The sequence below is a fragment of the Roseovarius sp. THAF8 genome (assembly GCF_009363735.1).
GTDB lineage: Bacteria > Pseudomonadota > Alphaproteobacteria > Rhodobacterales > Rhodobacteraceae > Roseovarius.
Genome location: NZ_CP045410.1, coordinates 86687 through 103711, shown reverse-complemented (window position 1 = coordinate 103711; position 17025 = coordinate 86687). Strand labels below are relative to the sequence as shown.

The following is a 17025-nucleotide window of genomic DNA, read 5'->3' as shown; positions in this document are numbered from 1 at the left end:
AGTGGACAAGGGCAGCCCGGCGTGACAGGGACTGCGCATGGCTCCGCGCAAGATCATCATCGACACCGATCCGGGGCAGGATGACGCCGTCGCCATCCTGTTGGCGCTGGCAAGCCCTGACGAGATCGAGGTGCTTGGCATTACCTGCGTGGCGGGTAACGTGCCGCTGGGCCTGACGACCAGAAACGCCCGCATCGTCTGCGAGCTTGCCGGGCGACGGGATATCAAGGTCTTTGCAGGCTGCGACCGCCCCCTGAAGCGTGACTTGATCACGGCCGAACATGTGCACGGCAAGACGGGGCTGGATGGGCCGGTTCTGAGCGATCCCGTCATGCCGTTGCAGGAAAAACATGCGGTGGACTTCATCATCGAAACATTGCGCTCCGAACCGAAAGGCAGCGTTACCCTTGTTCCCATCGGACCGCTGACGAATATCGCGGCGGCCTTCGAGCAGGCACCGGATGTGGCGGGCAACGTCGCAGAGGTCGTTCTGATGGGCGGCGCTTATTTCCAGGTGGGCAACATCACGCCCGCAGCGGAGTTCAACATCCACGTGGATCCGGAGGCCGCGGCACGTGTCTTTGGCTCGGGTGCCCCACTTGTGGTCATGCCGCTTGACGTCACGCACAAGGCGCTGGTCACCCGGGCGCGCAACGATGCCTTTCGAGCCATCGGGAACCGTGTGGGCGAAGCGGTCGCCGAGATGACCGATTTCTTCGAACGGTTCGACCGCGAAAAATACGGCTCGGAAGGCGCGCCGCTGCACGATCCCTGCACCACGGCTTACCTCATGAGGCCAGAATTGTTCTCCGGCAGGCATATCAATGTCGAGATCGAGACGACGTCCGACCTGACCCTGGGCATGACCGTCGCCGACTGGTGGGGCGTGACAGATCGCGCGCCCAACGCGCTGTTCATCGGGGACGTTGACGCCGATGGCTTTTTTTCGCTGCTGACCGAAAGGCTTGCACGTCTATGACCAAACTGACCCTTGCCGCGCTGGAAGACCTGGATCGTCTGGTGCCTTTGGTGGCGGCGTTCCATGCCGAAGAAGGGATTGCCCAGGACGAGGCGACCCGTCGGGCGGCGCTTACGCCGCTGCTGGAAGGATCGCCCCACGGTTGCGTCTATCTGGCCGGACCGAGACGCGCGCCGATCGGATACGTGATCGTCACTTTTGGCTGGTCCGTGGAGTTCGGCGGCCTCGACGGGTTCGTGGACGAAATCTTCATCCGGCCGGGTGTGCGAGGCCGTGGTATCGGATCGGAAATCCTTTTGGCGTTGCCCAAGACCTTGGCGAAGGCAGGCATGAAAGCAATCCATCTGGAGGTCGACCGGGGCAACGAAGCCGCGCGCCGGGTCTATGAAAAACTGCGGTTCGAGTCGCGGGAGAATTACATGCTGATGACGCGCAAGCTCTAGCGTCGGGGCAAAATGCACCTATGTTTCAGGCATGACCCTGCAGATTCCTTTCGACAATTCCTATAGCCGCCTGCCCGAACGCTTTTACACGCGCCAAGACCCGGCGCCGGTCAAGGCACCCAAATTGATCGCTTTCAACCAAGCTCTTGCGCATGAGCTTGGGATCACACCGGGATCCGACGAGGAGATGGCGCAGATTTTCTCGGGCAATGCCCTGCCGGACGGGGCCGATCCACTGGCGCAGGCCTATGCAGGTCACCAGTTCGGCGGGTTCTCTCCACAGCTTGGCGACGGCAGGGCAAATCTGCTGGGCGAGGTCGCGCGGAATGGCGACCGCTTTGACATACAATTGAAGGGTTCGGGTCCGACACCCTATTCCCGCATGGGAGACGGGCGGGCCTGGCTCGGTCCGGTTCTGCGGGAATACGTCGTGAGCGAGGCCATGCACGCGCTCGGCGTCCCCACCAGCCGCGCGTTGGCCGCCACCCTGACCGGAGAGCAGGTTTTCCGCGAAACCGGCGCCCTGCCCGGTGCCGTGCTGACCCGCGTGGCCCGGAGCCACATCCGCGTCGGCACGTTTCAGTTCTTTGCCGCGCGCCGCGACATTGCCGGCTTGAAGGACCTTTTCGAGTATGTCGTGAATCGGCATTATCCGGATGTCGAAGGCCCCCACGAGCTACTTCGGGCGGTAATGGCGCGGCAGGCCGAACTTGTTGCGCAGTGGATGTCGCTTGGTTTCATTCACGGCGTCATGAACACCGACAACACCACGCTGTCCGGTGAGACAATCGATTATGGCCCGTGCGCTTTCATGGACACCTACCATCCCGACACGGTGTTTTCATCCATCGACATGCACGGCCGGTATGCCTTTGCCAACCAAGCCAATGTGATCGTCTGGAACATGGCGCAGCTGGCAACTGCGCTGGTGCCCCTGATGCCGGACCAGGACGAGGCTGTGGAGGAATTCACCAAGACCGTGCATGCAATGCCGGAGCAAGTTCACATAGCGTGGCGCAAGCGCTTCGGCCGAAAGATCGGACTTGCGGACGCTTCGGTCGAGGACGAGCCGCTGATCGTATCGTTGCTGGACAAGATGGCCGCCAACAGGGCCGATTTCACCAATACCTTCCGCGCCTTGAGTGACGGCAAGGCGCGGGATCAGTTCCTTGATCCCGGTGACTTCGATACCTGGGAAACGGAATGGTCCAGGCGCCTGGAGCAGGAACAGGAACAGGAACAGGAACAGGATCCGGTAAGCTCCATGAAGGAGGCAAATCCGGTCTACATCCCGCGCAACCACAGGGTCGAGCAGATGATCCAGACGGCACTGGGCGAGGATCTCGCTCCCTTCCATCGGATGCTTGACGTCTTGTCGGACCCGTACCAACCCCGGGACGACGCTCGGGATCTGGCGCGCCCGCCCGAGCCGTCCGAGGTGGTCCAGCAGACGTTCTGTGGAACCTGAGCCTAGCTTGAGCGGTTCTTGTCGCGGTTTCGGCGCAGCCTGCGGAAAAATCGCGGATTGCGGCGCACGAATTCGTCGATGAAGGATCCGATACCGACATGACGGCCTTTGAGATAACCATACCCGGCTGCCGCGCCCAAAAGCGCCCCTACCGTGTTGATGATGAGGTCGCCCATCGTGTCGTCCAGGCCAGACTTTTGCATGTTCAGCCCAAAAGCCTGATCCATCGCGAATTCGAAGATTTCCCAGACAGTCCCGATGGTCATGGCAAAACAGAATGCGAGAAAACTGAGTTGCAGGTGCGGTGCGGCGAAACGATCGCCCTGGAACATCATGAAGACGAGCACAAAGCCGATCAGACCAAACGCGACGGCCGAGGTGCCATGCATGGCGATGTCCCACCACCAGAACCGTTCGTAGAAATTGAAGACTTCGCCAAGAAAAAGCGTTGCCGCAACGAAGATGACCACGACCGCGACGAATGTCGGAGGAACATGCACCTGGGCCCAGTTGGCCACGACCACCGGAGCCATCGACAGGCCCAAAGTTGCCAACGCAACGAAAGCAAGTTCGAAACGCAGCAAAGCCACCGCCCATATGACTGCCCCGGCCAGTGCCAGCCATATGATCCGCGCCAGCCAAGTCTGATCTGCAAACATGGGGTACGCTCCGTCACGGCTCCTGCCAACGTGTTAGCATGAAAATGCCGCGCCTGAGAATTGCAACCTACAATCTGCAGAAATGCGTGGGTCTGGACATGCGCCGCCGGCCGGATCGAAGCCTTCAGGTGATCAATTCCCTCGGGGCGGACATCGTGGTGTTGCAGGAGGTAGACAAGCGCCTGCCGCCGCGCCCCGCGGCCCTGCCCCATGACCTGGTCGAGCGAGATGGATGGAAAATCCTGCCATTCGGCGCACCCGGTGGGTCTTTGGGATGGCATGGCAATGCGATGCTGGTGCGCGCGGACCTGAGCGTTCTACACACCCAGCATCTTGATCTGCCCGGTCTGGAACCGCGTGGCGCGATACTGGCCGAGATGAAAACGCGACTTGGACCTTTACGCGTTGTCGGGGTGCATCTGGGATTGGTGCGCCGCTATCGCCTTCTTCAGATCAAGGCCGTGCTGCGTCACGTCGCCCGGCGTCCCTCGATGCCGCTTATCCTTGCCGGGGACTTCAACGAGTGGGGGAATCGTGCCGCCATCGATTCTGCGGCACGCGGTGTCTCGTTTGCCCTGACGCCTCCCAGCTACCCCGCCCCGCGCCCCTTGGCGCGGCTTGACCGGATCGCGCATTCGGCCACGCTTGCGACAGTGGCGACTGGCACCTTGCGCGAGAAGCCCGCGCATATCGCCTCTGATCACCTGCCGGTCTGGGCCGACCTCGAACAGTCGCAGTGATCGGGCCGTCAAAACTCTGGATTTCCAGAAGCGTTCCCGTTATCCAACGCCCCGGATACGCACAGAAGGCCGGCATGACAGAGACCATCATCGACCGTTGCGAGGCCAAGGGCCTGCGGATGACCGACCAGCGACGCACCATTGCCATGGTTCTGGAAAATTCGGATGATCATCCGGATGTAGAAGAGCTTTATTCGCGGGCGAGCGGCCGCGATCCAAAAATCTCGATCGCCACGGTATATAGGACAGTGAAACTTTTCGAAGAAGCCGGAATCATCGAGAAACTGGAATTCGGCGATGGGCGCGCACGTTACGAAGATGCCGAACGCGATCATCACGATCACCTGATCGACATGCACTCGGGTGAGGTCATCGAGTTCGTCGATCCCGAAATCGAACAATTGCAGGAAAAGATCGCCGCCAAGCTGGGCTACGAGTTAAAAGGTCACAAGCTCGAACTCTACGGCGTGCCGATCCGCAAAGAGTAGTTGGCGGCCGCTATCGGCTTGTCTCTGCGTTGAAAGCCGCCTATCGCTCCGGCGGGGCTGTCGGGCGGAGATTATGGACAACATTCGCGGAATACTTCTTGTGGTATTGTCCATGGCGGCTTTCACCGTCGAGGACATGTTCATCAAGAAGTTGTCCGCGGATATCTCCGTTGGGCAAATCCTGTTCTTCCTGGGGCTGGGCAGCGCTACGGTGTTTGCGATCATGGCGCGTCTTGGCGGGCATAACTTGTTCGCCCGCGACGCCTGGCGTACGCCGCTGATTGTGCGCGCCTGCTGCGAGGCGGGTGCGGCGCTGGCCTTCACCACGGCGCTATCACTCGTCGACATTTCCGTCGTTGCTTCGGTTTTTCAGGCCACGCCTCTCTTCATCACCATGGGCGCCGCGATATTCCTGAAAGAAGATGTCGGTTGGCGCAGGTGGAGCGCAATCCTGATCGGGTTCATGGGCGTGCTGCTAATCATTAGGCCAGGCCTGGAGGGGTTCGACCCCGCGGCGTTGCTGGTGCTTGTGTCGGTGACTTGCGTCGCCGCGCGAGACCTCATTACGCGGCGCATTGATGTGAAGGTTTCCTCCACGGTCGTCTCGTTCCAGGGCTTTGCCGCGGTTGTCCCGGCGGGATTGTTTCTTGTCACGCTCGGTCCCCAAAGCGTTTCCACGCTGACGCCCGCGCTTTGGTCCATGATCGGCGGCGGCATCGTCTTTGGCGCATTCGGGTATTACGGTATCGTGGCGGCCATGCGCATGGGCGACGCCGCGGTCGTGACACCCTTTCGCTATACGCGGCTGTTGTTTTCCCTCTTTGTCGGCGTCGTGGTGTTTTCCGAACGGCCCGACATGCTGACGATACTTGGCGCGGCATTGATTATCTCTACCGGCCTCTACACGTTTCTGCGCGAACGGCGGCTCGCCAGGCAGGCACGGCTGGCTGCGTAAGAATGCAACGCCCGGCAGGATAATTGGACTCCCACGCATTTTGAATTTTCACGGCGCCCAAGGCAGCGCTTATTCTCTGCGAAGCAGTAAACAAAAATAATGGAAAATCGATGCAGGCTCAAAAACTCGCGGAAGCTTTTGTCACCACCGAAACCGAGGGCTACAACTTGGCAAACCTGCAGGCACCACGCGTCGCAGAGCGCAAGTTCGCCAAGGGAAAGCGCGGTATCTGGCTGCGCCGGGTCGGCACCTTGGCACGGTGGCTCGACGAAAATGATGTGGCGGTTTCCAAAGAACTGGTGCGGTCCTACGAGATCGACATTCTCGCACGCGTGAGAGCGGGCATACCTTTGAAGTACCATTTCCGCGCTCTCAACAACCTGAGGGAACTGGTTCGTGCCAACATACTCTTTCCAGAACTTGTCGACGGTTCGGCCGAACCCAGAACCATCATAGATCTTTCGGCGGGCGCCTGCGGAACCTACGAAGTGTTCAGTCACTTCGGCCATGACGTGACGGTTTGTGACTTTTATCAACCGGATGGGTTCAACAATGTTCGTGACTCCTATGCCGCGATACACGAGATTCTGGGCATCGAGTGCCGCCATTTCGACGGGCGTAGCCTGCCCTACGGATTTGCTGACGACAGTTTCGACATTGTTCTGTGCCATCAGGCAATCGACGCCTACGGACCCGTCCAGTACTGGTATGACGCGATTGACGAAATGTTGCGGATTGCGCGCTGCTCAATTGGACTGGTCCTTAACCCGGCACATCCAAAGACGGCGGAAACACGGGCAGCGGCCCGCACGTTCATGGAGCATATGCGCACCAGACACGGTGCCACCTTTTTCGAGTGTCCCGAAACCGGCCTGCCCGCCATGCGTATCGACAAGACCTGAGCGCATCCTGACCGCTCTCGGCCGGGATTGACGAAGACCGCGCATTCGCCACGCGTCGCAGTTCCCATTCGCTTTGGTTCTTGCTATGGCACCGGCAACATCATTTTGCCAAAGGGTCTCACATGAGCATCATTCTCGACATCCACGCACGCGAAATCCTGGACAGCCGCGGCAATCCGACGGTCGAGGTGGACGTGATACTCGAAGACGGCACCATGGGCCGCGCCGCGGTGCCGTCGGGCGCCTCCACCGGCGCCCATGAGGCCGTCGAGAAACGTGACGGTGACGCATCCCGCTACATGGGCAAAGGCGTGCTTGAGGCCGTGGCCGCCGTGAACGGCGAAATCGCGGATGCCCTAGCCGGTTTCGATGCGAGCGAGCAGGTCGCAATCGACGAAGCAATGATCGAACTTGACGGAACGCCGAACAAGGCACGCCTCGGCGCGAATGCAATCCTTGGAGTCAGCCTCGCGGTGGCGAAGGCCGCTGCCGATTTTTCGATGCAGCCGCTCTTTCGCTATGTGGGTGGCACCTCGGCCCGCACGCTGCCTGTGCCCATGATGAACATCATCAATGGCGGGGAACATGCCGACAATCCGATCGACATCCAGGAATTCATGATCATGCCGGTCAGTGCGGGCAATGTCCGCGATGCCGTGCGGATGGGCGCGGAGGTATTTCACACGTTGAAGAAGGAACTCTCTGGCGCAGGTCTGTCGACCGGGATCGGCGACGAGGGCGGTTTTGCTCCGAACATCGCTTCGACGCGCGATGCGCTGGATTTCATCCTTCGCTCGATCGAGAAGGCCGGCTACGCGCCCGGCGAGGACATCTATCTCGCGCTCGATTGCGCCGCGACGGAATACTTCAAGAACGGGAAGTACGAGCTTGCGGGAGAAGGCAAGTCCCTCTCGCCGGAAGAGAACGCCGCCTATCTTTCGTCTCTCGTGTCAGATTATCCGATCATCTCGATTGAGGATGGCATGTCCGAAGATGACTGGGACGGCTGGAAAACCCTGACCGACCAGATCGGGGACAAGGTGCAACTGGTGGGCGACGACCTTTTCGTCACCAACCCCGAGCGCCTTTTGGACGGAATCAAGCGCGGCGTCGCGAACTCCATGCTGGTCAAGGTGAACCAGATCGGCAGCCTGACCGAGACGCTTCAAGCGGTCGAAATGGCGCATCGCGCGGGCTATACCAACGTCATGTCCCACCGTTCCGGCGAGACCGAGGATGCCACCATTGCAGATCTTGCTGTCGCCACGAACTGCGGTCAGATCAAGACCGGCTCGCTGGCGCGGTCCGACCGGCTTGCGAAGTACAATCAACTGATCCGGATCGAGGAGGCGCTCGGCGATACAGCGATCTACGCAGGTCGCTCGATCCTGCGGGTTTGACGTGACCGCCGAAGACATCATTTCGGCGTTTCAGCTGATCCCGCATCCCGAAGGCGGATATTACCGAGAAACGTGGCGCGCGGTAAACGACGGCCGGGCCCATGGGACCGCGATCTACTTCCTGCTGCGCGAACAGGACCGCAATCGGTGGCACAAGGTCGACGCCACCGAGATCTGGCATTTCTACGGTGGAGCACCGCTTGTCCTGTCGATGTCCGGCGATGACGCGGGGCCCGTGCAGGACGCGCGGCTGGGATCCAACCTTGCCGCCGGAGAGCGCCCACAGGTCATAGTGCCACCGGATTGCTGGCAAATGGCCCGGTCGACCGGCGAGTACACGCTGGTTGGCTGCACCGTTTCCCCGGGATTCACGTTCGAAGGATTCACATTGGCGCCTGACGACTTCGATATCCCACGCTAGTCGCGCAGGGCCTTCACGAACGCTAGTAGGTTCTGCGTCGACTCATCCTTGTCGTCGGGGGCGACGTCTCCCGCGACGAGCGGTTCCATTTCCTTTGCAAGCTCTTTTCCCAACTCGACGCCCCATTGGTCAAAGGAATTGATTCCGAGAATGACACCTTCGACAAAGACGCGATGCTCGTAAAGCGCGATGATCTGGCCAAGCCGGTATGGCGTCAGCCTGTCATAGACGAGCGTCGTTGACGGCCGGTCGCCGGGAAAAACCCTGTGTGCCGCCTGCATCTCCAACTCTTGCCCGGTGAAGCCGGCCTTGCGCATCTGGTCACGCGCCGTCGCGATATCCCGACCGCGCATCAAGGCCTCGGACTGCGCGAGGCAATTGGCGAGAAGAAGACGGTGATGATGGTCCAGTTCGGCTTCATGCCCGAGCGCGGCAACCATGAATTCGCACGGGACAACCTGCGTTCCCTGATGGATCAACTGATAAAACGCATGTTGACCGTTCGTCCCCGGCTCGCCCCAGACAACCGGACCGGAGCCGGTCTGAACGAGGCTGCCATCCATTTGGACGCGTTTGCCGTTACTCTCCATCTCCAACTGCTGGAGATAGGCCGGCAAGCGCGACAGGCGCTGGTCGTAGGGCAATACCGCACGGGTTGGATGTTCGCACACGTGGCTGTGCCACAAGCCCGTCAAGGCCAGCATCACCGGCATGTTGCGATCCAGTGGCGCATCGCGGAAATGGGCATCCATGGCCGCGCCGCCCGCAAGGAATTCGTCGAACCGTTCCGGCCCGATCGCCAGCATCAGCGCAAGCCCGATCGGCCCCCACATAGAGTACCGCCCCCCGACCCAATCGTCGAAGCCGAAGACCCGCTCTGGTGCGATGCCGAAATCCGATGTCTTGTCCTCAGCCGTCGATACGGCAACGAACTGCGCCGATGGATCTCCGCCATGCCGCTCCATCCAGTGCCTAGCGGTCCAGGCATTCGTCATGGTCTCGATCGTGGTGAATGTTTTCGAGGCCACGATAACAAGCGTGGTTTTGGCGTTCAGCCCCTGGAGGCAATCCGAAATATCCGCCCCGTCGACATTCGAGACGAAATGGCAGCGTGGGCCATCATGATACGGGCGCAGCGCCAGGGTGCCCATTTCGGGACCAAGGTGCGAGCCGCCAATCCCGATGTTCACGACGTCGGTTATCGCGCCACCTGCCCCGCTGTGCCGCCCTGCACGAAGGTTATCGGCAAAGGCACGCATACGTCCCAGAACGTCGCGCACGCCGGGCATGACGTCTGCGCCGTCGACCTTGATGACGGTATCCTTGCCGGCGCGCAGCGCGACATGCAGCACCGCACGTCCCTCGGTGCGGTTGATGGCCGCGCCGCCGAACATATCTTTGCGCCGGGTCTCGACCCCACGCGTCTGCGCGAGTGTCAGCAGCCCGTCGCGGGCGTCCTCCGTCATCGACGTCTTGGCATAATCGAAGAGCATGCCGTCCGCAGACACCTGGAAACACGCCGCCCGATCCGGCGCCTTCATGAGTTCGTTTATCGAGGCGCCCGCCTCTGTTCGCAACTCGGCCCAGATCATCCGTCTTCCCCTTGCTTCACACGCCCCGGACCGATTGCATCCATCACGGTGCCCAATGGACATCCGTTTCATCGAGGATCGCCACGACAGGGGCTTGTTCCGGTTGGCAGGTCCTGGCCCGCTCCAGTGCTTTTCGCTTCTCTGGGCCGGTAATGACGATGTGCTTGGCCACCGCCGCATTCAGAACCCGCGCGGATAGCGTGACGCGCACATCCTCCACTTTCGTGGGGCGCATCGGCATCAGCACCGGTGCGTTGCGGGCCAGTGCGAGTTCAAGGCCCTCGGTGCCCGGAAAAAGCGAAGCCGTGTGCATGTCTGCGCCCATGCCCAGCAACAAAACGTCGATCGGCAGATAGGGCTGGACCCTAGATTCAAGCTCGGCCAACACAGGTTCGGGCGCTTCGGCCCTTGCATAGAGCGGGAGGTAGTTCGCCTTGGCCGCCCGGCCCACAAGCAAACGTTCGCGCACCATTTTCGTGTTCGATCGAATGTGCACCTCCGGGACCCAGCGCTCGTCGCTGAGGCAGATGTCGATGCGGGACCAGTCTAGATCAGCGTCGCACAGAACGTCGAAGACGCCGCCGGGGGTGCTACCGCCGGGGACGACGAAAAGCGCCCTATCTTCGTGCTCCAGTGCCGTGTTCAAATCACCTGCCAACTGGTTCGCAAGATTGATCGCCAGCATCTCCTCGTCCGCATATTCGATCACTCTCATGCGCGTATCTCCCGCCAGCGGCGCCCGTCGCGATGCATCAACATCAATGCGTCGTCGGGGCCGGAACTTCCTGTCGCGTAGCTGAGCGGTGCGCGCCCCGACTCCTCCCATTGCGATATGATGGGATCGATCCACGCCCATGCGGCCTCGACCTCATCACCGCGCATGAAGAGGGTTTGATTGCCTCGGATCACATCCATGATCAGCCGCTCGTAGGCATCCGGGAAATCCGCCTCTTCCGGTCCAAGAGCCTCTGCAAATGTCATGTCGAGAGGCACATCTACCAAGCGCATACCGCCCGGACCGGGCTCCTTGATGGTCACGCCCAGCTCGATCCCCTCGTTGGGCTGCAACTTGATCGTGAGGATGTTGCGATGCCGGCCCGCATCTGCCCCGAAGATCGAGTGCGGCGCGTCTTTGAAGACGACCGCGATCTCGCTGGCCCGGTCGCGCAAGCGCTTTCCGGTGCGCAGGTAAAACGGGGTACCGGCCCATCGCCAGTTGCTGATCGTCGCGCGCAGGGCCACGAAACTTTCTGTCGTACTGTCGCGGTTGCCGACTTCGTTGCGATAGCTTCCGGTCTCTCCCGAACCTTCATACTGACCGCGCACGGCGTCTTCAGGGGCGACAGGATCCAGTGCGCGAATGACTTTCAGCTTCTCGTCGCGCACCGCATCGGGATCGAACTTTGCGGGCGGCTCCATGGCGATGAGACACAAAAGCTGCATGATGTGGTTCTGCATCATGTCGCGCATCGCGCCGGAGCGATCGTAATAATCGCCACGGCCGCCAACCCCGACCTTCTCGGCCACGGTTATCTGGATGTGATCGACATACTGGCTGTTCCACAGCGGTTCGAACAGCGTATTGCCGAACCGGATCGCCATCAGGTTCTGCACCGTTTCCTTGCCGAGGTAGTGATCGATTCGGTAGATCTGGTGCTCGTCGAAGTACTTGGCGATGGTCGCATTCAGCGCTTTCGCGGTGCTCAGGTCACGACCGAAGGGTTTTTCCACGACAATCCGGCAATTGGGACAATCCAGACTATGCTGATGCAGTCGATCGGCCAGGTCGCCGAACAGGGTGGGCGCAACTGAAAAATAGAAAGCGCGAATTTCGGTATCGCGCAAGAAACCCTTCAATTCGGACCAACCCGCATCGCCTTTTGCATCGATTGTCACGAAGTCCAAGCACTGCAGGAAACCGTCAAGAATCTCGGTATCGCGCGCCGCCTCGGGCTCGAACTCGGTCACGGCCTCTTTTGCGAATTCGCGATATTCGACCGCGTCCATGTCGCTGCGCGCCGCGCCTATCACACGGGCATCCTCGTTCATCTGACCCGCCCGAAACCGGCGGAAAAGCCCCGGCAGGATCTTTCGCCGGGCCAAGTCGCCCGTCCCGCCAAAGATCACGAGGTCGAAAGGGTCTACCGGAATGACGCGCGAAACCATGGTGTTCTCCTGCATTCGACATGAGACTATGCGGCGATCACGAAGGTGTCACCTGCCCGATATCGACTTTATAGGCAAGAAACGACAGGTTATGCGAGAAAGGTAAATGAAATTCGGGTGATAGACGGATGAAAGATACAGCAGTCCCAAGCGCCAATGGCGGGAAATTCATCGACCCGGACTTTACCGCCGACGGACAGGCGCGCGCCCGTGTGGCGCTGAAACGGCCCCAGACGCTTTGGTTCAATACCGGTACGCTGTGCAACATCACTTGCGCCAACTGCTACATCGAAAGCTCACCCAAAAACGACCGTCTTGTCTACATCACCACGGCCGAGGTCGAAGAGTACCTTGATCAACTGGCCGAGCGCGACTGGCCGGTGACGGAGATAGGCTTTACCGGCGGCGAGCCTTTCATGAACCCCGAAATGATCGAAATGGCGCGGGCGTGCCTGAATCGCGGTTTCAAGGTCCTTATCCTGACGAATGCGATGCGCCCCATGATGCGTCCGAAGATGCAAAATGGACTGCGCGCCCTGAACGCGGAATTCGGCGCGCTGCTGACATTGCGGATTTCCGTCGATCATCATTCCGAGGCGCTGCATGACGAAGAACGCGGAAGCGGCAGTTTTGCGCGTACGTTGATAGGCATGTCATGGTTGCGCGACCAGGGTATCCGCATGGCCGTGGCAGGCCGAAGCGTATGGGGAGACACCGAAGCGCAGTCGCGCGCAGGGTATCAGGCGTTTTTCGCGTCCAACGGGTTCGACATCGACGCATACGATCCCGCAATGACGGTGCTTTTTCCAGAAATGGACGAAACCGTCGAAGTACCAGAGATCACCACCGCGTGCTGGGAGATACTGGGCAAATCGCCGGACAGCGTGATGTGTGCGTCGTCGCGCATGGTGGTCAAGCGCAAGGGGGCCGACCAACCTGCGGTACGGGCGTGTACGCTCTTGCCCTACGACGAAGAGTTCGAACTTGGCACCACGCTGGAAGATGCCGAGAGAGACGTCGCCCTGAACCACCCGCATTGCGCCAAGTTCTGCGTCCTGGGCGGCGCCAGCTGCTCCGGCTGAGCTCAGATCATTTTTTGCCGCGCTTTTTCCGGATCGTCCCGCCGATGAACCCGCCGACCGCGCCTGAAGCCACGATCAACCAGCCGGGTGCTCCCAGGTCCCATCCCACCAGAAGCGACAATACATACCCTATCAGCGCGGCCACGGCGCCCACGAGCGCGAAACCCAAGGGCAAACCAAGTTTTTGCATAGGCTTTCCTTTCCGTTTGCGTGATCAGAAACTGGGGCAGCCTGACCGACAAGGCAACCCTTCAGCCATCCGCCCTGCCCCCGGCGCCGAGGGCAGTAAATCATTTCCAGTATCTAGCTCTACTCAGGCGTGGTCACGATGAACATCCCCTATGTAGAAGGCAAAACGGTGGCTCGCTTTGACGGCAGGCCACGGTTTCTTGTTCTCCTGCAAACCCTCGCTTGCCACACGACGCGCCAAACCCCATATCATGCGCCATGATCAAGTTTACCCCCATCCTGTTGGCGATCCTTTATGCTGTAGTGATGTACCGATTTTCGGTCTGGCGCACCAAGCGGGAGCTTGACGCCCGGTCGACCGAACTTGTCGATCCCATGCTAACGCCGCTTTTCTCGCGTCTGGCCAAGGCGCTCGACCTTGAGAAAATCAAGGTCCACATCTACGAAATCGATCCTGTAAACGGCCTTGCCGCTCCGGACGGGCGAATATTCATCACCCGGGGCTTTTATCGCAAGTTCCTCAAGGGCGAGGTTTCTGCCGAGGAAATGGCCAGCGTGATCGCCCATGAGTTGGGTCATGTCGCTCTCGGGCATTCCCGCCGCAGGATGATCGACTTTTCGGGTCAAAATGCCTTGCGGACGGCGCTGGCCATGGTGCTTTCCAGGTTCATCCCGGGGATCGGTGTATGGATCGCCAATGGCCTGACCTCGTTGCTTGCCGCGCGCCTGTCACGTTCGGACGAGTATGAAGCGGACGAATACGCGGCAGCGCTTCTGACCAAGGCCGGGATCGGCACCGCACCGCAAATCTCTCTTTTCGAGAAGCTCGAGGCCCTGACCCAATCTCGATCGGGTGCAATGCCGGCCTGGTTGATGAGCCATCCCAAAACGGCCGAGCGCATTGCGGCCATTCAAACACTTGAAAATCGCTGGTCGGGCCTTTCGAAAGAACCTCGGTAACCGAAGCACGCCGCCATTCTTCACATTGGCAGGAAATACGCGCATCCCGACGGTTAATCTATGTCGGGCACATCCGATCCGACTTCGCGTTTTTCCGAGAAACAGGCGCTCAGCCGTTTGCCAGCGCCTTTCCCAATCGCGGAAGACGCGCCTTCTTGAGCAGCGCACGTATCTCCCAACTTTCGCCGGAGAGACGCCGCGCTTCCTCCAGAACCGCCTTGCCAATGCTGCGAACCGGATCCGGCGTCGCCTCGAAGACCCCCAACAGGAAAGTGTCCGGATCAGCCCGGCTCACACCCTCTTCGGCCAAGACGCCCCTAGGAAAATCCTTGGCGTTCAGCGTCAGTATCAGGTCGGCAGAGCCCGCGATTGCCGCAGCCAGAACATGCACGTCCGCGGGATCGGGCAACCAAAGGCGCGTTTCCAGTGACGAAGGCCATTCGACTTCTGCGTCCGGCCATTGCTGCGCAATCATCACCGCCTCGGTCCGCGCCTGCGAGACGCCTTCCGGGCCAAGCTTCACCACCGATCGCTGCCACTCTTCAATGATGCGTTTAGACCAGAGAGGTTGGAAAATACCCTCGGCGGCGACACCCAGGAGCATCTGGCGCATTACCGTGGGATAGATCACGCACGTGTCCAGAACGCATTTCATAACCGAAAGAACAGCGCCTTCAGGTAACCGCTTTCGGCCAGTTGCAGGTGCAGCGGATGGTCGGGCCCGGCAAACCCTGTATGGATCAGCGCCCCGTCGCGTCCGGCCCGGCCGATACCCTTGACGCAAGCGGCACGGAACTTGTCCAGCGTCGCCGCGTGTGAACAGGAACAAAGGCCAAGATACCCGCCCTCCGCGACGAGGGGGGCCGCCAACCGGGCCACACGTTCGTACGCGCGCAGGCCTTTTTCCAGAACCTGCTTGTTGGGGGCAAAAGCCGGAGGGTCGCAGATGACCACATCGAAGGTCTCTCCTTCCTCCGCCAAAGCGCTCATAACCTCAAAGGCGTCTCCCTTCCGCGTGGAAAAGCGGTCGGTCGCTCCCATGCGCCCTGCTCCTTCCTGCGCCAGCTCCAGGGCCGGTTGCGAACCGTCGACGGCCAGTGCACTTGCAGCGCCTGCCGCCAGGGCCGCAAGCGAGAATCCCCCGACATGACTGAAGACGTCTAGGACGCGGCTTTCAGCAGCGAGAGTGGCGGCAAAAGCGTGATTTGGACGCTGATCGTAGAAAAGCCCGGTCTTTTGGCCGCCAGTCAGGTCCGCCATGTAAGTGGCGCCGTTAATGACAACGGGGCGGGGTGATGCAGGCATATCCCCGAGCAAGGCGCCCGAGCTGTCGTCAAGCCCTTCCAGGACCCGCGCTCGCCCGGAGGCGTTCTTGATCACGCAGGTCACGCCCGTCACGGTAACAAGACTGTCAACGATCTGCGGTAGCAGGGTCTCGGCCCACGCCGCGTTTGGCTGAACCACGGCAATCTCGCCGAAACGGTCGATGATCACGCCGGGCAGCCCGTCCGCCTCAGCGTGAACGAGTCGGTAGTAGGGTGTGTCGAAGACCCTCTCGCGCATCGTATGGGCCCGTTGCAACCGGGCTGCTATCCAAGCCTGATCGATCTGCACATTCGGGTCACGGTCCAGCACGCGCGCCATGATACGCGAGCTGGGATTTACGGTGACCGTCGCCACTGGCGCGCGGTCCGAGTCTTCGAGCAATGCGATGGTGCCGGGCGCAATTGCCTTTGTCCGGCGGTCGGCCACCAGCTCGTTGTCGTAGACCCAAGGAAACCCGTGCCGTATTGCACGGGCCTGCGTCTTTGGCTTCAAGCGGATCGTTGGCAAGGAGGACGTCGTCATGCCGTCCCCCTTAAGCCGTTTCAGTTGGTGTGGGAAGCACCCAGTTGGTTCAGTGCGCCCATCAGTCCCAGACTGGCCGCCTGATATCCGTTCGGGCTGCCCAGCTGCCTCTGGATGACCGACGCCAGATGTGTCGTGATCCGGTACTTCTGCGTCAGACCTTGCGATTCGGCCTTGATCGCCGCCTGTCCGCCAAGCGCCTTGAAATCGGCCTTCACGAATTGCGGTTCGCCGTAGGCCAGGCCGGTTTCGGGATCGCGCAGCAGCATGTGGAACTGAAGCGAATGGACGCCGCCCACCGTGTAGCGCGCCTTTTCGGTCAACGCATGAAAGCGCGTCACCTGGATGTCCAGGATTGCGGGCACCTTGCCCGGCCGCATCGCATCGACTCCTTGCCGCATTGCATCTTCAAAGATTGCCTTGACCTGGGCGTGCCGGTCGCCAGCAGGATCCTCTCGCCACACGATGTCGCCGCCCGGATAATAGCGGTTGGCCTCGGACACCTTCAGCGATTTGGGTACGCTGACACGGATGTCCTGGATATCGTAGGACGGCACGGAGATGATTGCCGGTGTCGTGTCCAGCGGGGCGTTGCGCGTCGCTGTTTCAGGCGCGGAACAGCCCGCCGCTGTCAGGGCGACGATCAGGGCGCAGATGGCTCGACGTGTCTTCATTGTCTTCCTCCTCGGCGCGGTCGTCGCGCGGAACTCGGAGGCAAGATGCAATTGGATTG

19 protein-coding genes are annotated in these 17025 nt (G+C 60.6%); 11 read left to right on the top strand and 8 right to left on the bottom strand.

The annotated features are described in order from the left end of the window. The first annotated feature begins 37 nt into the window (after window positions 1-37). The 3 genes from FIU85_RS00525 to FIU85_RS00515 are packed head-to-tail and all read left to right on the top strand — an operon-like array spanning window position 38 to window position 2890. Entirely contained in the window at window positions 38-979 is a 942-nt protein-coding gene (locus FIU85_RS00525) for a nucleoside hydrolase (RefSeq protein WP_152492553.1), read from the top strand. Then, window positions 976-1422 (top strand): GNAT family N-acetyltransferase, encoded by a 447-nt coding sequence (locus FIU85_RS00520; RefSeq protein ID WP_152492554.1) that lies wholly within the window; start codon window positions 976-978, stop codon window positions 1420-1422. The genes FIU85_RS00525 and FIU85_RS00520 overlap by 4 nt, the downstream gene beginning before the upstream one ends. 31 nt (window positions 1423-1453) lie before the next feature. Then, on the top strand, window positions 1454-2890 hold the full coding sequence (locus FIU85_RS00515) for a YdiU family protein (protein WP_152495469.1): 1437 nt from the start codon (window positions 1454-1456) through the stop codon (window positions 2888-2890). 2 nt (window positions 2891-2892) lie between these two features. Here FIU85_RS00515 and FIU85_RS00510 read toward each other — a convergent pair whose 3' ends face one another. After that, window positions 2893-3549, bottom strand: coding sequence for a hypothetical protein (locus FIU85_RS00510; RefSeq protein ID WP_152492556.1), 657 nt, complete (start codon window positions 3547-3549; stop codon window positions 2893-2895). 38 nt (window positions 3550-3587) lie between these two features. On the opposite strand from FIU85_RS00510, the gene FIU85_RS00505 reads away from it, so the two are divergent. From FIU85_RS00505 to FIU85_RS00480, 6 genes are all read left to right on the top strand, one after another. Beyond that, entirely contained in the window at window positions 3588-4289 is a 702-nt protein-coding gene (locus tag FIU85_RS00505; RefSeq protein WP_152495468.1) for an endonuclease/exonuclease/phosphatase family protein, read from the top strand. Window positions 4290-4363: 74 nt separating this feature from the next. Next, window positions 4364-4777, top strand: a complete 414-nt coding sequence (locus FIU85_RS00500) for a Fur family transcriptional regulator (RefSeq protein WP_152495467.1) — start codon at window positions 4364-4366, stop codon at window positions 4775-4777. A 73-nt stretch (window positions 4778-4850) separates the two neighbouring features. Beyond that, window positions 4851-5732 (top strand): DMT family transporter, encoded by an 882-nt coding sequence (locus FIU85_RS00495; RefSeq protein ID WP_152495466.1) that lies wholly within the window; start codon window positions 4851-4853, stop codon window positions 5730-5732. A 110-nt stretch (window positions 5733-5842) separates the two neighbouring features. Next, complete coding sequence (locus FIU85_RS00490) at window positions 5843-6634, top strand: methyltransferase domain-containing protein (protein WP_152495465.1); 792 nt, start codon at window positions 5843-5845, stop codon at window positions 6632-6634. A 122-nt stretch (window positions 6635-6756) separates the two neighbouring features. Continuing rightward, window positions 6757-8034, top strand: coding sequence for a phosphopyruvate hydratase (eno, locus tag FIU85_RS00485; protein ID WP_152495464.1), 1278 nt, complete (start codon window positions 6757-6759; stop codon window positions 8032-8034). 1 nt (window position 8035) lies between these two features. Then, complete coding sequence (locus FIU85_RS00480) at window positions 8036-8455, top strand: cupin domain-containing protein (protein ID WP_152495463.1); 420 nt, start codon at window positions 8036-8038, stop codon at window positions 8453-8455. Here the strand turns inward: FIU85_RS00480 and pgi are convergent. From pgi to zwf, 3 genes are all read right to left on the bottom strand, one after another. Continuing rightward, window positions 8452-9996: a glucose-6-phosphate isomerase gene (pgi, locus tag FIU85_RS00475; RefSeq protein WP_254703072.1), complete on the bottom strand. Its 1545-nt coding sequence runs from the start codon at window positions 9994-9996 to the stop codon at window positions 8452-8454. The genes FIU85_RS00480 and pgi overlap by 4 nt on opposite strands. A gap of 94 nt (window positions 9997-10090) precedes the next feature. Further along, window positions 10091-10762, bottom strand: coding sequence for a 6-phosphogluconolactonase (gene pgl / locus FIU85_RS00470; protein WP_152492563.1), 672 nt, complete (start codon window positions 10760-10762; stop codon window positions 10091-10093). Next, the gene (gene zwf, locus FIU85_RS00465; protein WP_152495461.1) at window positions 10759-12213 is read right to left on the bottom strand and encodes a glucose-6-phosphate dehydrogenase; all 1455 of its coding nucleotides are present in this window, start codon (window positions 12211-12213) and stop codon (window positions 10759-10761) included. The genes pgl and zwf overlap by 4 nt, the downstream gene beginning before the upstream one ends. Before the next feature lie 128 nt (window positions 12214-12341). On the opposite strand from zwf, the gene FIU85_RS00460 reads away from it, so the two are divergent. Further along, a complete protein-coding gene (locus FIU85_RS00460; protein ID WP_152495460.1) occupies window positions 12342-13295 on the top strand; it encodes a radical SAM protein in 954 nt (317 codons plus the stop codon). 7 nt (window positions 13296-13302) lie between these two features. Here the strand turns inward: FIU85_RS00460 and FIU85_RS00455 are convergent, their stop codons facing one another. Then, window positions 13303-13464 carry a hypothetical protein gene (locus FIU85_RS00455; RefSeq protein ID WP_172978755.1) on the bottom strand — a complete coding sequence of 54 codons (162 nt, stop codon included), beginning with the start codon at window positions 13462-13464 and terminating at the stop codon, window positions 13303-13305. A 278-nt stretch (window positions 13465-13742) separates the two neighbouring features. On the opposite strand from FIU85_RS00455, the gene FIU85_RS00450 reads away from it, so the two are divergent. Continuing rightward, on the top strand, window positions 13743-14444 hold the full coding sequence (locus FIU85_RS00450; protein WP_152495458.1) for a M48 family metallopeptidase: 702 nt from the start codon (window positions 13743-13745) through the stop codon (window positions 14442-14444). Between the two features lie 109 nt (window positions 14445-14553). On the opposite strand, the gene FIU85_RS00445 is transcribed toward FIU85_RS00450, so the two are convergent. From FIU85_RS00445 to FIU85_RS00435, 3 genes are read right to left on the bottom strand one after another with little or no spacing between them, the layout of a single operon-like run. Further along, window positions 14554-15099, bottom strand: a complete 546-nt coding sequence (locus FIU85_RS00445; protein WP_152495457.1) for an RSP_2648 family PIN domain-containing protein — start codon at window positions 15097-15099, stop codon at window positions 14554-14556. Then, window positions 15096-16292 carry an RSP_2647 family RNA methyltransferase gene (locus tag FIU85_RS00440; protein ID WP_152495456.1) on the bottom strand — a complete coding sequence of 399 codons (1197 nt, stop codon included), beginning with the start codon at window positions 16290-16292 and terminating at the stop codon, window positions 15096-15098. Before FIU85_RS00440 ends, FIU85_RS00445 begins: the two co-directional genes overlap by 4 nt. A gap of 20 nt (window positions 16293-16312) precedes the next feature. Then, a complete protein-coding gene (locus FIU85_RS00435) occupies window positions 16313-16966 on the bottom strand; it encodes a DUF6778 family protein (protein WP_152492570.1) in 654 nt (217 codons plus the stop codon). Between the last annotated feature and the right edge of the window lie 59 nt (window positions 16967-17025).

Bases quoted from the DNA above. Each gene is read 5' to 3' on its own strand.
- FIU85_RS00500 (WP_152495467.1), top strand. From the start codon at position 4,364: ATGACAGAGACCATCATCGACCGTTGCGAGGCCAAGGGCCTGCGGATG.
- FIU85_RS00450 (WP_152495458.1), top strand. From the start codon at position 13,743: ATGATCAAGTTTACCCCCATCCTGTTGGCGATCCTTTATGCTGTAGTG.
- FIU85_RS00510 (WP_152492556.1), bottom strand. From the start codon at position 3,549: ATGTTTGCAGATCAGACTTGGCTGGCGCGGATCATATGGCTGGCACTG.
- FIU85_RS00445 (WP_152495457.1), bottom strand. From the start codon at position 15,099: ATGAAATGCGTTCTGGACACGTGCGTGATCTATCCCACGGTAATGCGC.
- FIU85_RS00460 (WP_152495460.1), top strand. From the start codon at position 12,342: ATGAAAGATACAGCAGTCCCAAGCGCCAATGGCGGGAAATTCATCGAC.
- zwf (WP_152495461.1), bottom strand. From the start codon at position 12,213: ATGGTTTCGCGCGTCATTCCGGTAGACCCTTTCGACCTCGTGATCTTT.
- FIU85_RS00515 (WP_152495469.1), top strand. From the start codon at position 1,454: ATGACCCTGCAGATTCCTTTCGACAATTCCTATAGCCGCCTGCCCGAA.
- FIU85_RS00520 (WP_152492554.1), top strand. From the start codon at position 976: ATGACCAAACTGACCCTTGCCGCGCTGGAAGACCTGGATCGTCTGGTG.
- FIU85_RS00505 (WP_152495468.1), top strand. From the start codon at position 3,588: ATGAAAATGCCGCGCCTGAGAATTGCAACCTACAATCTGCAGAAATGC.
- pgi (WP_254703072.1), bottom strand. From the start codon at position 9,996: ATGAAGGCGCCGGATCGGGCGGCGTGTTTCCAGGTGTCTGCGGACGGC.
- eno (WP_152495464.1), top strand. From the start codon at position 6,757: ATGAGCATCATTCTCGACATCCACGCACGCGAAATCCTGGACAGCCGC.
- FIU85_RS00435 (WP_152492570.1), bottom strand. From the start codon at position 16,966: ATGAAGACACGTCGAGCCATCTGCGCCCTGATCGTCGCCCTGACAGCG.
- FIU85_RS00490 (WP_152495465.1), top strand. From the start codon at position 5,843: ATGCAGGCTCAAAAACTCGCGGAAGCTTTTGTCACCACCGAAACCGAG.
- FIU85_RS00495 (WP_152495466.1), top strand. From the start codon at position 4,851: ATGGACAACATTCGCGGAATACTTCTTGTGGTATTGTCCATGGCGGCT.
- pgl (WP_152492563.1), bottom strand. From the start codon at position 10,762: ATGAGAGTGATCGAATATGCGGACGAGGAGATGCTGGCGATCAATCTT.
- FIU85_RS00440 (WP_152495456.1), bottom strand. From the start codon at position 16,292: ATGACGACGTCCTCCTTGCCAACGATCCGCTTGAAGCCAAAGACGCAG.
- FIU85_RS00525 (WP_152492553.1), top strand. From the start codon at position 38: ATGGCTCCGCGCAAGATCATCATCGACACCGATCCGGGGCAGGATGAC.